Source organism: Photorhabdus akhurstii (genome assembly GCF_018448925.1).
Lineage (GTDB): Bacteria > Pseudomonadota > Gammaproteobacteria > Enterobacterales > Enterobacteriaceae > Photorhabdus > Photorhabdus akhurstii.
The window spans coordinates 366,168-379,668 of record NZ_RCWE01000004.1 but is presented as its reverse complement, the minus strand read 5'-3'; the positions used below and the strand labels follow the sequence as shown (position 1 = coordinate 379,668).

Sequence of the window (13,501 nt, the reverse complement as noted above, 5' to 3'; positions counted from 1 at the left end):
TCTATTAGCCTCTTAGTTCAGTGTGTAATTGGTGGCTAAATGGTGCCAATTTTGTATTAAAACCATTAACATAACGAAATACTGATAAATCATCAGATGCAATGGCGGGCTTTTTACCCGAAATAATATCAGCCAGTAATTGACTGGAACCACATGCCATTGTCCATCCCAATGTACCATGCCCTGTATTTAGGTAGAGATTGTGATATTCAGTCGGACCAACAATTGGGGTACCATCTGGCGTCATTGGGCGCAATCCCGTCCAAAAACGGGTCTGAGTAATATCGCCTCCGCCAGGATAAAGGTCTTGCACCACCATTTTCAGTGTTTCATAGCGTGCTTTAAGTAGATCCCGATTGAAGCCTACAACTTCTGCCATTCCGCCCACACGAATACGGTTATCAAACCGGGTAATCGCAATTTTGTATGTTTCATCCAATGCAGTAGATACCGGAGCCCGTTCTGCATCGACAATAGGCATCGTTAATGAATAACCTTTCAGTGGATATACGGGGATTTTGACAAAATCTTTTAACAATTCAGTGGAATAAGCACCCATCGCAACAACATAGCTGTCTGCTGTCATAACGTCATCTTCGCATTGAACGCCGGTAATCCGCCGCCCTTCCACCAATAACTGTTTGACCTGTTTATTAAACAGAAACGTTACCCCTGCCGCTTCTGCCATTTTTGCCAACTCTTTGGTAAAAAGCTGACAATCCCCCGTTTCGTCGTTCGGTAATTGCAAGCCCCCCGCCAACTTGTGAGCGACATGCGCTAACGCTGGCTCTACTGTCGCCAGTTTATCCGCCGTTAATAAATTGTAAGGAACACCTTCCTGTTCAAGAACGGCTATGTCATTCACGGCGTTATCAAACTGCTTATTCGTACGGAATAACTGAAGCGTACCCCCCTGACGCCCTTCATATTGAATACCGGTATCTGCCCTCAACTGTTTGATACAATCACGGCTATACTCTGCCAATCGCACCATCCGGCTCTTATTTACCGCATAGTGACCGGCATCGCAATTACGCAACATCTGCCACATCCAGCGTAATTGAAACAACGATCCATCAGGACGAATAGCCAATGGAGCATGGCGTTGAAACATCCATTTAACGGCTTTCAATGGAATACCCGGCGCTCCCCACGGGGTCGCGTATCCCGGCGAGATCTGCCCGGCATTAGCCGCGCTGGTTTCCTCAGCAGCACTTCCCTGGCGATCAATGACAGTGACTTCATGACCTTGCTGTACCAAATACCAGGCACTGGTTACACCAATAACACCACTACCTAAAACAAGGATTTTCATCATAGCCCCCAGACGATGATTTAAAATTTTAGGCAAGCATAATATGCTGTTTATAAAAAACCAATATAGAACAATCATCGGTCACGTCAATAATCTACATTTATGATTTAGGTCACAATTAGATTACATTTATGCAACAGTCTTATTTGTGATTTATACATAACCAAATTATAAAAATTAATATTAAAATCATAAAATTAAGATAATAATTACCATATGAATCGCATGATAATTATTTCATATCAAGTCATTATTCTGAGTTTTTCGGCGAAAAAAACGAATCAATTAAACAACCACAAGATACCAATAACCATCAATTAATCGAAATAAAAATTCAAATAAAAACCGAATATTTAGAATAATACTCTAAAATAGAGACATTAACGATTGGCTTGAAATTGAGTGAGAAAAAAACAAAACTCCCGGTACAGAGCATGCTGCACCGGGCCAACTCAAAATAATTTTGATTTGAAACTAATAGATTGGATAAAGCCTGAGATTAAGTAAAAATACTAACGGGATATCAGCGACAATTCAGATAAATCACTTGGCATTGTACTTTGCATACTATGCCAAATGACACCACTCTCTTTACCATAGTTACGAACACATTCCATGACTTTATCGTAGGATTTATCGCGGCATAATATCACCAGTTGCTGATAAAAATTCAGCGCCAATTTACGCGCTTCAGGATTAGAGAAATAATAACGCCCTACACGGGTATACAGCCCTTTCAAGCCGTTGATAATCAGGCCATAAATTGGATTACCGGAAGCAAAAGCCAAACCACGGAAAATATCATAATCCAGCGAGCTAAATGACTCTGAATTATCTTCCACGTTCTCTTTTTCTGCCAATACTTCCAATGATTTACCCGGATTATGCCTAAAAGCCGTGCGAATAAATATCGCTGCAATATTCGTTCTTACCGCCAGTAGGTTATCAATCAACTCAGGAACACGATCGTGATCAAGACGGGCCAGAGTCTCTAAAATATTAAGACCCGATGTTTCCCAAAAGTTATTCACTTTTGTTGGTTTGCCATGCTGAATAGTTAACCAACCATCGCGTGCCAAACGCTGCAATACTTCACGCAGGGTAGTCCTTGTCACACCAATTAACTCAGATAATTCACGTTCTGCTGGAAGAATAGAGCCAGGAGGAAAACGGCCGTTCCATATACTCTCAATAATATACTCTTCCGCAAAACCTGCGGGACTTTGAGCCTTAATGACCATATTTTTGTTATTCCAACGTGATTTTTTCAACTAATAATAGATGAAATTATATCAGAATACGCAACTTCAATATAGCTATGTAGTCTAGAAAGCGTAAAGGCGGTCATGAAAAAAAGCGTACTCATGCTTAACTATGACTCATTTCCCTTAAAATATTCTGTATTAAAGCGTACTATTGTTTAAAGAACACGATCTTACGAATTTAGAGGAACTTTAATTGCAATGGAAACCAGTATCCTAAAAACAGCGGTAAAAAACTTTCTCGGCAACTCGCCAGATTGGTATAAGCTAGCTATCATCACCTTTCTCATCACCAACCCATTGATATTTTTCTTTATTAACCCATTTGTCGCAGGCTGGCTGCTTGTTATTGAATTCATCTTTACGTTAGCAATGGCACTTAAATGTTACCCGTTACAACCAGGTGGCTTATTGGCAATTGAAGCAGTTATCATCGGCATGACCTCGCCTCAACAAGTGGGTCATGAAATTGCTAATAATTTGGAAGTCGTACTGTTGCTGATATTTATGGTGGCAGGAATTTACTTTATGAAGCAATTACTATTATTCGCTTTCACTAAACTCCTGCTCTCCATAAAATCCAAGCGCATGCTTGCCTTGGCATTCTGCCTGGCTAGTGCATTTCTGTCGGCATTTCTTGATGCGCTGACAGTTATTGCCGTGGTTATTAGTGTCTCCCTTGGCTTCTATTCCATCTACAACAACTTTATTACCGATCAACATGATGTCATTAATTCCAAACATGACGATCACATTGACACAGCAAAAAAGAAACAAACGCTTGAACAATTTCGTGCTTTTTTGCGCAGTCTGATGATGCATGCCGGTTTAGGTACTGCCCTCGGCGGCGTGATGACGATGGTAGGAGAACCGCAAAATCTGATTATCGCCAAAAACGTTAATTGGGATTTTGTCACCTTCTTTATTCGCATGGCTCCGGTTACCTTGCCTGTCTTTATTTGCGGGCTGTTAGTCTGCTTTCTGGTCGAACACTTTAAGCTGTTCGGTTATGGCGCAGAATTGCCAGAACGCGTCCGACAAGTATTGGAAGATTATGATAAAAAAACTAGCGCAAAACGAACACCTAAAGAAAAAGCGCAACTTATTGCTCAAGCGCTGATTGGTATATGGCTCATTGTCGCGCTGGCATTTCATCTGGCAGAAGTTGGCCTGATCGGCCTTTCAGTCATTATTCTAACCACGTCGTTCTGTGGTATTACCGAAGAACATGCACTGGGTAAAGCATTTGAAGAGGCGCTGCCATTCACAGCATTACTGACTGTATTCTTTTCTATCGTTGCGGTCATCGTTGACCAGCAACTGTTTACGCCATTTATTCAGTTCGTATTACAAGTTTCTGAAACTTCTCAACTTTCCCTGTTCTACCTGTTTAACGGCCTGCTTTCATCAGTATCAGATAACGTGTTTGTCGGTACGGTTTATATCAATGAAGCAAGAGCAGCTCTACAAGAGGGGCTAATTTCACATAAACAATTTGAATATCTGGCTGTCGCCATTAATACCGGCACTAACCTACCTTCCGTTGCCACACCGAACGGGCAAGCGGCATTTCTGTTCCTGTTGACTTCGGCATTATCGCCGTTAATTCGTTTATCTTACGGTCGTATGGTGATGATGGCATTACCCTACACTATCGTGATGACTTTGGTCGGTTTGCTGTGCGTAGAATTTCTATTAATTCCGGTCACTGACATGATGGTTCAATGGGGCTTAATTGCCTTGCCATAATCAGCAACAATTTATTTCGTAACATAATCAAAGCCGTATTGCACAGTGACTACACGCAATACGGTTTTAGTTTTTTCTCCGAAAAAACCAAATTTACCCTAATTGACTTTTTTTGTTACCTGTAAATCGGCAAAATAAGCGTTCAATTGTTTATCTTAATCTGCATGGAAAAACGGAAATGATGCGATTTTTAAACCACTGTTCTCAAGGACGAAGCGCATGGCTGTTAATGACCTTGACTGCCCTGATACTGGAAAGCTCGGCATTATATTTTCAACATATGATGAAATTACAGCCCTGCGTGATGTGTATTTATGAGCGGGTTGCTCTGTTTGGTGTGTTAGGCGCCGGAGTATTGGGTATGATCGCGCCAAAAACGCCGTTACGCTGGCTGGCTATTGTTTTGTGGATCTACAGTGCCTGGAGCGGCCTGCGACTCGCATGGGAACATACTATGATGCTGTTGCACCCTTCGCCATTTAATACCTGTGATTTCTTCGTCAACTTCCCTTCATGGCTGGCGTTAAATCAATGGCTGCCTTCTGTATTCGAAGCTACAGGTGATTGCTCAGTAAGACAGTGGCAATTCCTGACATTAGAGATGCCGCAATGGCTGGTCGGTATTTTTGCGGCTTATTTGATTGTTGCTGCATTAGTATTAATTAGCCAATTTTTTGGCCGTAAATAATTTCCAACTTAGATAGTTGAAAATGATTGTCTGATGAATCAAATATACTCACAGAATCATGCCCAAGGCAGCCTATAATCGGATATTCCAACGGCATGTTTCTGCTCATCTCAATTGCCTCAAATTGATGCACAAGAACCTTGCAATAACGCCCTTTCATCACAACGCTTACCATTCGCCAACTGGCAAACAGGTATTTGCGCACCATTTAATTGTATTGCTAACGCCGGTATACCCCCTGCATAAGAACAGATTGCTCTGGCATTATCTCTAAGAGCAACTTCCGATTGAAAATTTCCCGGTTGAGAGTATTGTATCCTCTGATATTGGATAGATGTTTTCCCTGCCTGGCTACTACAACCCGTTAATAGAGCAATACTAAGGAATACTCCTAATAAGACTGTCTGGCATCCTTTCTTATTACTGACGTTTAACATATCTCTTCTCCAGAAAACGATTCAGGGAAAACAGAAGCACCGTTAATTGTTCATTAATGCGCACTGGTGTTAGAAAGTAGGTTTATTACCATGACACCGGCGACAATAAGAGACATACCTAAAATAGCCGCCCAATCCAGCTTCTGCTGATATAAGAATATCGCGGCAACAGAAACCAGCACAATACCCAAGCCAGACCATATGGCGTAAGCAATTCCTAATGGCACCACTTTAACCACCTGGGATAACCCCCAGAAAGCAATGCCGTATCCAACAATGACCAGTATAGAGGGGAATAATTTACTAAACCCATCGGAGGCTTTTAATGAAGCCGTTGCGATAACTTCGGCAACAATTGCCATTGCTAAATATGCAAATCCATTCATATCCTTACTCTCTATAGTAGAAATAACAAATCGACCAATATTAATAGACAAAAACGGATTGAATTTATCACAAACCCTTTAAGGTGTAACGTAACAAAATTGATATATTTCGTTCCTTAAATCCAATTCAAGCCTTATTTACTCCCCGCTTAAGAGGCACCGCTCAGGCAGGAAAATCGCTGGAGAGATTTTACAGAGAATATGGAAAAGCGCTAACGATAGGTTCCAGCTTTGAGATTTAGATCAGAATCATTCGCACGACACCCTTTAGGATTGCTAAGAAAACATAGCGCGGTAGAATTAAAAACGTGTACATTTATAAACTAAAAATAATCTTATCATTTTATTAAGCAATGGTGGTGATGAAACGATAAGAAAGTTATGTTACCTAACGTTGAGTCAACATGTTAAAAACGACTACCGAAGCAAAGAAAAGAAACATTCAACCCAGTTCCTGTATCGTACAGCAATTCACTGGACAATAACATATTTCATCACCATTAATATAAGCCTTATATTATTCTTGATATCAATGGCAATGTATTTACTATTAAAAATACGCTTAGCTATTAAATGAAAACTAAGCGTATAAGCTGCATTTATCAATAAACCATCTCATCCCAGATACAATATCCTGATGTTCCCGCCATATGATGTCGACAAGTAATATTAACATACTGAACTGAAACAACTTCCTCCGGCTGGCCGTTATTATCATTAATAACATGCGGATAATTAACATTTAAATCGCAAATTTTTGCTCCAGTGAGCAAAATGGAATAAAAAAGTTCCTGTGAACCTATTTGAGAAGTCCGATAAATATCAAATGTCAATTCCAGTTTTTCACGATTAGCTGCCGCTATCATTAACAATGGGGAAGATTTATCTAATAGTTTAATGAAGTTTACCGGCTGGTAATTGACATGTTGAGCGACAGTCAGACCATGATTGAATTGCAACACCATAATTTGATTTTCATGTCCATTCTGATACCGATTACCAATAGAATCCAAAGTTGAACATCCTTGAGAAATAAGCCCCTGAGATTCACCTTTTATCGTCACATAAATCATATTTGCCATAGCTTTACCTACTTAGTTTACCTTATGTTCGAGTTCGCATTCTGAATTATTTTCCTTTGATTTCAAGAAGAGAATTGTAATGAATCGTTAGTTATCTTATATAAATGTAAATATTGAGGGCTTGTAGTCAGGCAAAATATACAAACGAACTTCTTACACTATTACTATCCTTTAGTATAGAAAAAACCGTAAATTAATCAATATCAACGGACAACATCAGATTGAATTTATCCATCACCTAACCCCCTATGAATTCTCACTCTGTAGAGATTATAGACCCGTTTACTATATGTTGAAGATAATCCGATTATCTGATTAAGTGATGTTATCTAACGTTGAGTCAGCATGTTAAAAGCCACTAGCGGAACAAATTAGGGTATATGAAAAGAAACATACAACCCGGTTTCTGTGTTGTACAGCAACCCGGAGGATTGAGCTTTCAAGCAAGTCTGTTATTCAGCCATTCAAATAGCGAAGCGGCCCGCTATTTTATGGAATTAAATTCAAATTACCGACTCCTGAAACCGGGGCAAATCTTGCTGGTGGCAGATCCAGACTCTTATAATCCCCCACATCTCATACAGCTATTGAAACAATCTCAGTATGAAGTCAACCAATCCGTTTCAGCTCTGCCTGGTGAATCCGCAGCATTTTTGCATCGTCATTTTGGTCTGTTTCACTATGTACTGGATCAAGGAGGAACCTTAGTTGGCACCGCATCATCAATGGGTGACACTTATTTCTCCCAAATCAAAAAAAATCTGTCAAAGTTACAGAAGCTTTATGAAAAAGAATATCGGTTAAATGGGCTAAACCGAAAATTTATCAGTCACGAGTTTTATATAGAAAGACAGTTGATTATGGGTAACTTAAAGGGATTATTAAATAAATTTAGCAGACTCTCTTTGAAAATCGACCAACATCCTAATTTAAAACATGCGTTAAAGTTATCAACCAAAGCCATTGCTCACCAATGGGATAAAGCAGGGATTGGCGCGATAAAGGGATATAGTCATATAATCACCCGCAGTGCTAAAATGGTTAAATGGATGAAATATGGTGGCCGAGTTGCTATTGGTCTAGATTTTATCGATACCACCGGGCAGGTTATTGATGCCTGTAATTATGGACAAACAGGACAATGTGAAGAAGTGGCTATCAAAGAATATAGTAAATTTTCCGGTCGGACAAGCCTAGGCTTTTTGGGAGGATATTACGGCGGAATTGCAGCAGGCACAGCATGTGTTGCTCTTGGTGCTGCAACTGGGGGACTAGTTGCTGGAATTTGCATTGCAGGGGGTGGCTTAGCAGGTGGTTATATCGGCAGTAAAAGTGGCGAAAAGGCTGCTGAATTCGTTGTAGATTTGTTTATAGGAAATTAATTATGAGCATATTGGATTTGATAATGACAATATGTCTTTTCTTATCTCTTTTATTTTTGATTATATCAATAGCCATTTATAAAATAAATCAAAAAAAGATGGATAAAATTATTGAATTATATATAGAAGAAGGACTTTATTTACCAACAGGAATAATAATACAACGCTTCGGAAGGATGCGTGATCAGATTCACGTCGTTTTGTTCTTCTACAGACTGTTAACTGGAAAAAAAATGAAGATAAATCAGCCTGATAGTAAATATATGCACCAAGAATCTTATAACTTTATTCAAAATCTACCCTCCAGTTTAACGCATTGGATGAAAATATGTACCATTATCACTTATATAGGTACAGCATTTTTTCTCATATCAACAATAATAATCTTAATTCAAAAGTATTATTAATCGTGCTAAACCTAATATCAGTAGCTATTTACAAGATAAATCAGCGCAACATCAATAAAATCATTGAATTATATACAGAGGCTGGACTTTATATGTTAGCAGGAGCAAAAATGGGCCGTTTTTTGGGCATTTATAGTCAGTATCAGGTTGCAATGTTTTTCTATATGCAGCTCACCGGGAAAAGAATGAGAATCAATGAAAAGGATAGTAAATACATGTACCAAGAATCTTATAACTTTATTCAAAACCTACCCTCCAGATTAACTCACTGGATAAAAATATATTTCATCACCTTTAATATAAGTGGTGCATTTTTCTTCATAACAATGAAGTCATTTCTATTTAGAGAATATTCTTAACTATACTGGACATTCAATAGGATTTTAATATGAATATAATCACTTTTATCATCTTGATTATTTCTTTTATCTCCTTCAATCTTTTTCTCATTATATCTATAGCTATTTATAAAATAAATCAAAAAAAGATGGATAAAATTATTGAATTATATATGGAAAAAGGCTTTTGCTTATCAGCAGCAGCATACATTGGTCATTCTATGGGTATTCGTGGTCAAATTCATCCTGCCGTATTTTTCTATAAGTTATTGACAGGAAAAAGAATAAGAATAAATGAGCCTGGTAGTAAATATATGCCCCAAGAATCTTATGATTTCATTCAAAATTTACCCTCCAATTTAACCCACTGGATAAAAATATATTTCATCACTATCAATATAAGCCTTGTATCCTTGTCTATATCAATGGCAATATACCTGTTTGAAAAATACGCTTAACCATACTAAATGTTCAATAGGATTTTAATATGAATAGAATCACTTTTATCATTTTACTTATTTCTTGCTCTTCTTTTATTGTTTTTTTCATTATATCAGCATCTATTTACAAAATAAATCAAAAAAAGATGGATAAAATTATTGAATTATATATGGAAAAAGGTTTTTGCTTATCATCAGCAGCATACATTGGTCATTCTATGGGTATTCATGGTCAGATTCATCCTGCCGTATTTTTCTATAAGTTATTAACAGGGAAAAGAATAAGGATAAATGAGCCTGGTAGTAAATATATGCCCCAAGAATCCTATGATTTCATTCAAAACTTACCCTCCAATTTGACCCACTGGATAAAAATATATTTCATCACCATTAATATAAGTTTTATATCCTTCTTTATATCAACAGTAACGGCTTTATGTCATAAATACTCTTATATTTTTAACTGAATTCAACTCAAAATACGCACTAAAATTTGGAGATCACATTAAGAATAAAAATGGAGAATGTAATGGGTAAATCTGCTATTGAGTATTTTTTGGAGATGAATATGCACAGAATAATTCCTCTTGTTGTTATTATCTCTTAATCAGTTTATTATCTTTCGCTATTGGAATAGTATTTCTTACATATGATAAATATATCTTACCGTTTTTTAATTAAGACTTTTTTAGAAGAACACGTAGCCAGGAAGACTATAGATAACTATGGATTTGAGAAAGCTGCGGAATTTACTGTAGATTTTTTTATAGGAAATTAAATATGTGCATATTGGATTTGGTAATGACCATATGTTTTTTCTTATCTCTTTTATTTTTGGTTATATCAATAGCCATTTACAAAATAAACCAAAAAAAGATGGATAAAATTATTGAATTATATATAGAAGAAGGACTTTATTTACCAACAGGCATAATAATACAACGCTTCGGAAGGATGCGTGATCAGATTCACGTCGTTTTGTTCTTCTACATGCTGTTAACTGGAAAAAAAATGAAGATAAATCAGCCTGATAGTAAATACATGCACCAAGAATCTTATTACTTTATTCAAAATCTACCCTCCAGTTTAACGCATTGGATGAAAACATGCATCATTATCACTTATATAGGTGTAGCATTTGCTCTCATATTAACAATAATAATATTAATTCAAAAATATTATTCATCGTGCTAAATGGATATGCGTAGCTGTCTGTAGTGTAGTAGGTGGAGTTGCCGGAAGCACAGCAGGAGATTTTTTAATTGATAAAATAGTGAATGAATAACATGAACATCTTAATTAATACAGTTAAATTTATCATGATTTCTTTATTTTTAGTTAGTATGTTTTTGTTACTATCTTTATTCGTTTTTTATGGAATAAATAAAAAATCCTTCATAGAAATCAGAGGAAAATATATACAAAATGGTTTTTTTATACCACAAATTATATATGTAATATCGTTTTCTGGCTTCTATGGGAGTTATTATCTATCATGTTTCCTCTACCAGATAATAACTAGAAGAAAGACTATAATATCTCGTGCTTTTATAGGTAATTCCATCCCACAAGAAGCATATGAGTTCGCAAAGAGTATACCTAAAAAACTTGCATCAATAATGATTATCTATTATTACTTATTCTCTGCCTCTATATTTTTATTCATCTTAAGCTGTCTGCTTCTCTTGTTATACAAGTATATAACGAATACATAAAACACACCCTATTGATTAAAACACAAATAGGAAATTAACATGAACAGATTAACTCTTATCATTATGACTATCCTTTATATTTTATTTATTGTTTTTTTAGTTGTATCAATCATTATTTACAAAATAAATCAGAGTAAGATGGATGAAATTATTGAATTATATATAGGAAAAGGACTTTATTTATCAGCAGGAGTAAAGCTGGGCCGTTTTTTGGGTGTTTATGGTCAATTTCAAGTTGCTATGTTTTTTTACCAATTACTCATTGGAAAGAGAATAAGAATCAATGAAAAGGATAGTAAATATATGTATAAAGAGTCCTACGACTTTATCCAGAGATTACCGAAAAATATGACAAGGTGGTTAAAGCCCTATATTTTAACCACCTCCATCAGTATATTATCTTTCTCTATCGGAATGATATTTGTTTTATATTTCAAATACATCAAATAGACTATAAATTTATATTCAACATTCAATTGAATATTAATATGAACAGAGTCACATATATCATCTTATTTATTTCATATATTTCATTCACTATTTTTATTATTATATCAATAGCCATTTGCAAAATAAATCAGAAAAATATGGATCAAATTATTGAATTATATATAGAAGAAGGGTTTTATTTACCAATAGGCATAATAATAAAACGCTTCGGAAGGATGCGTGATCAGATTTACGTCATTTTGTTATTCTACATGCTGTTAATCGAAAAAAGAATGAAGACAAATCAGCCTGATAGTAAATATATGCACCAAGAATTTTATTACTTTATTAAAAATCCACCCTCCAGCTTAACTCATTGGATAAAAATATATATCATTACCACTTATATAGGTGGAGCATTTTCTCTAATATCAACAATAATAATCTTAATTCAAAAACATTATTCATTGTGTTAAATCTATTTAAGAAGCTCAATAAACATCAAATGTCAGTTCCAGTTTTTCACGTGTTAGCATCCGCTATCATTAACAATAGTGAAGGTTTAATGACGTTTAGCATCTAGAATATAGGCAATCCTCATCTCCCATACAGAAAAAACTGTCAATTCATCCGCATTAACAGGTAAAAACGAGCGGAATCTATCACAAACTCTTTAAGGTGTTAAGGTAACAAAAATGGTATACTCCACCGCCTAAATCCCATTTAAACATTATTTACAGAGCGTCCGTGGTGGATCAGAAACAACAATATAACCTGAACAAATTACAGAAACGTTTACGCCGTGATGTCGGTCAGGCAATCGCTGATTTCAATATGATTGAGGAAGGCGATCGCATTATGGTCTGCCTTTCTGGTGGTAAAGACAGCTATACCCTGCTGTCCATCCTGCAAAATCTGCAAAAAAGCGCTCCGGTTAATTTCTCACTTGTTGCAGTTAATCTGGATCAGAAACAACCCGGTTTTCCTGAGCATATCCTTCCCGCTTATCTGGATGAACTGGGTGTCGAATATAAAATTGTCGAAGAAAATACTTATGGCATAGTGAAAGAGAAGATACCCGAAGGTAAAACAACTTGTTCTCTCTGCTCCCGCCTGCGCCGTGGCATCTTATATCGTACAGCCACTGAGTTGGGCGCCACGAAAATTGCATTAGGCCATCACCGTGATGATATTTTGCAAACCTTATTTCTCAACATGTTTTATGGCGGCAAACTAAAAGGTATGCCGCCAAAATTGATGAGCGATGATGGTAAACATGTTGTTATTCGCCCTCTCGCTTATTGCCGCGAGAAAGATATTGAACGCTATGCGACCGCTAAAGCATTCCCGATCATTCCTTGTAATCTCTGTGGTTCACAACCCAATCTGCAACGTCAGGTTATCAAGGATATGTTACGGGAATGGGATAAGCGTTATCCCGGCAGAATTGAAACCATGTTTCGTGCGGTACAAAATGTCGTTCCATCGCATCTCAGCGATTTTAATCTATTCGATTTTAAAAATATCACTCACGGCAGCGAAGTGATTGATGGTGGCGATCTCGCCTTTGACCGCGAAGAATTACCCATACAACTCGTCAGTGATATAGAAGATCAATCCGATTATCAATCAGAACGATTGGATGTGATTGAAGTCAAATAGCTATTCTTACTGCCTATCCCAATAGCAGGATCTTAATCATACCGCTCTGGATATATTTCAGAGCGCTAATTTCTTCTGCTCTTTCGCCTTGATTTTTATTTATTTTCCTCCACGAAAATGAAAAATAAAAAAAAGCCGACATTAGAAATTAACATCGGCACAAGAATGGGCAATTATTCTGTATAAAGACTTATGTGAGAAAAACTACA

The 13,501-nt window shown here is 36.7% G+C and carries 14 protein-coding genes; 9 read left to right on the top strand and 5 right to left on the bottom strand.

The window, feature by feature from the left end; all coding sequences use genetic code 11:
- Positions 1 to 4 precede the first annotated feature (4 nt).
- Both EAE93_RS08190 and fadR read right to left on the bottom strand, forming a co-directional pair.
- Positions 5 to 1,315, bottom strand: a complete 1,311-nt coding sequence (locus EAE93_RS08190; RefSeq protein WP_214039472.1) for a D-amino acid dehydrogenase — start codon at positions 1,313 to 1,315, stop codon at positions 5 to 7.
- Positions 1,316 to 1,827: 512 nt separating this feature from the next.
- Entirely contained in the window at positions 1,828 to 2,556 is a 729-nt protein-coding gene (fadR, locus tag EAE93_RS08185) for a fatty acid metabolism transcriptional regulator FadR (protein ID WP_036780790.1), read from the bottom strand.
- A 222-nt stretch (positions 2,557 to 2,778) separates the two neighbouring features.
- Here fadR and nhaB point away from each other — a divergent pair, with 222 nt between their 5' ends.
- Complete coding sequence (nhaB, locus tag EAE93_RS08180; RefSeq protein ID WP_214039471.1) at positions 2,779 to 4,326, top strand: sodium/proton antiporter NhaB; 1,548 nt, start codon at positions 2,779 to 2,781, stop codon at positions 4,324 to 4,326.
- A 178-nt stretch (positions 4,327 to 4,504) separates the two neighbouring features.
- The gene (gene dsbB, locus EAE93_RS08175; RefSeq protein ID WP_040153989.1) at positions 4,505 to 5,014 is read left to right on the top strand and encodes a disulfide bond formation protein DsbB; all 510 of its coding nucleotides are present in this window, start codon (positions 4,505 to 4,507) and stop codon (positions 5,012 to 5,014) included.
- A gap of 119 nt (positions 5,015 to 5,133) precedes the next feature.
- Here dsbB and EAE93_RS08170 read toward each other — a convergent pair whose 3' ends face one another.
- The 3 genes from EAE93_RS08170 to EAE93_RS08160 all read right to left on the bottom strand — a co-directional run bounded on the left by EAE93_RS08170 (position 5,134) and on the right by EAE93_RS08160 (position 6,919).
- On the bottom strand, positions 5,134 to 5,451 hold the full coding sequence (locus EAE93_RS08170) for a putative hemolysin (RefSeq protein WP_214039470.1): 318 nt from the start codon (positions 5,449 to 5,451) through the stop codon (positions 5,134 to 5,136).
- Positions 5,452 to 5,504: 53 nt separating this feature from the next.
- Positions 5,505 to 5,837, bottom strand: coding sequence for a DMT family transporter (locus EAE93_RS08165; RefSeq protein WP_036780782.1), 333 nt, complete (start codon positions 5,835 to 5,837; stop codon positions 5,505 to 5,507).
- 602 nt (positions 5,838 to 6,439) lie between these two features.
- The gene (locus EAE93_RS08160; RefSeq protein ID WP_036805511.1) at positions 6,440 to 6,919 is read right to left on the bottom strand and encodes an Hcp family type VI secretion system effector; all 480 of its coding nucleotides are present in this window, start codon (positions 6,917 to 6,919) and stop codon (positions 6,440 to 6,442) included.
- 380 nt (positions 6,920 to 7,299) lie between these two features.
- On the opposite strand from EAE93_RS08160, the gene EAE93_RS08155 reads away from it, so the two are divergent.
- The 7 genes from EAE93_RS08155 (at position 7,300) to ttcA (ending at position 13,292) form a co-directional block, all read left to right on the top strand.
- Positions 7,300 to 8,301: a hypothetical protein gene (locus EAE93_RS08155; RefSeq protein ID WP_214039469.1), complete on the top strand. Its 1,002-nt coding sequence runs from the start codon at positions 7,300 to 7,302 to the stop codon at positions 8,299 to 8,301.
- Positions 8,302 to 8,303: 2 nt separating this feature from the next.
- The gene (locus tag EAE93_RS08150) at positions 8,304 to 8,708 is read left to right on the top strand and encodes a hypothetical protein (protein WP_214039468.1); all 405 of its coding nucleotides are present in this window, start codon (positions 8,304 to 8,306) and stop codon (positions 8,706 to 8,708) included.
- A 92-nt stretch (positions 8,709 to 8,800) separates the two neighbouring features.
- Positions 8,801 to 9,067, top strand: a complete 267-nt coding sequence (locus EAE93_RS08145; RefSeq protein WP_250150935.1) for a hypothetical protein — start codon at positions 8,801 to 8,803, stop codon at positions 9,065 to 9,067.
- A 29-nt stretch (positions 9,068 to 9,096) separates the two neighbouring features.
- Positions 9,097 to 9,504 (top strand): hypothetical protein, encoded by a 408-nt coding sequence (locus tag EAE93_RS08140; protein ID WP_214039467.1) that lies wholly within the window; start codon positions 9,097 to 9,099, stop codon positions 9,502 to 9,504.
- Positions 9,505 to 9,533: 29 nt separating this feature from the next.
- Positions 9,534 to 9,953, top strand: coding sequence for a hypothetical protein (locus EAE93_RS08135; RefSeq protein WP_214039466.1), 420 nt, complete (start codon positions 9,534 to 9,536; stop codon positions 9,951 to 9,953).
- 1,287 nt (positions 9,954 to 11,240) lie between these two features.
- A complete protein-coding gene (locus EAE93_RS08130) occupies positions 11,241 to 11,651 on the top strand; it encodes a hypothetical protein (protein WP_214039465.1) in 411 nt (136 codons plus the stop codon).
- Positions 11,652 to 12,362: 711 nt separating this feature from the next.
- Entirely contained in the window at positions 12,363 to 13,292 is a 930-nt protein-coding gene (gene ttcA, locus EAE93_RS08125; RefSeq protein ID WP_200883249.1) for a tRNA 2-thiocytidine(32) synthetase TtcA, read from the top strand.
- Positions 13,293 to 13,501: the final 209 nt, after the last annotated feature.

What these genes read in the sequence shown, in the direction of transcription:
- fadR (WP_036780790.1), bottom strand. Translation starts at nt 2,556, where the DNA reads ATGGTCATTAAGGCTCAAAGTCCCGCAGGTTTTGCGGAAGAGTATATT.
- EAE93_RS08130 (WP_214039465.1), top strand. Translation starts at nt 11,241, where the DNA reads ATGAACAGATTAACTCTTATCATTATGACTATCCTTTATATTTTATTT.
- EAE93_RS08145 (WP_250150935.1), top strand. Translation starts at nt 8,801, where the DNA reads ATGTTAGCAGGAGCAAAAATGGGCCGTTTTTTGGGCATTTATAGTCAG.
- EAE93_RS08150 (WP_214039468.1), top strand. Translation starts at nt 8,304, where the DNA reads ATGAGCATATTGGATTTGATAATGACAATATGTCTTTTCTTATCTCTT.
- EAE93_RS08170 (WP_214039470.1), bottom strand. Translation starts at nt 5,451, where the DNA reads ATGTTAAACGTCAGTAATAAGAAAGGATGCCAGACAGTCTTATTAGGA.
- EAE93_RS08190 (WP_214039472.1), bottom strand. Translation starts at nt 1,315, where the DNA reads ATGAAAATCCTTGTTTTAGGTAGTGGTGTTATTGGTGTAACCAGTGCC.
- EAE93_RS08165 (WP_036780782.1), bottom strand. Translation starts at nt 5,837, where the DNA reads ATGAATGGATTTGCATATTTAGCAATGGCAATTGTTGCCGAAGTTATC.
- EAE93_RS08155 (WP_214039469.1), top strand. Translation starts at nt 7,300, where the DNA reads ATGAAAAGAAACATACAACCCGGTTTCTGTGTTGTACAGCAACCCGGA.
- dsbB (WP_040153989.1), top strand. Translation starts at nt 4,505, where the DNA reads ATGATGCGATTTTTAAACCACTGTTCTCAAGGACGAAGCGCATGGCTG.
- EAE93_RS08140 (WP_214039467.1), top strand. Translation starts at nt 9,097, where the DNA reads ATGAATATAATCACTTTTATCATCTTGATTATTTCTTTTATCTCCTTC.
- EAE93_RS08160 (WP_036805511.1), bottom strand. Translation starts at nt 6,919, where the DNA reads ATGGCAAATATGATTTATGTGACGATAAAAGGTGAATCTCAGGGGCTT.
- EAE93_RS08135 (WP_214039466.1), top strand. Translation starts at nt 9,534, where the DNA reads ATGAATAGAATCACTTTTATCATTTTACTTATTTCTTGCTCTTCTTTT.
- nhaB (WP_214039471.1), top strand. Translation starts at nt 2,779, where the DNA reads ATGGAAACCAGTATCCTAAAAACAGCGGTAAAAAACTTTCTCGGCAAC.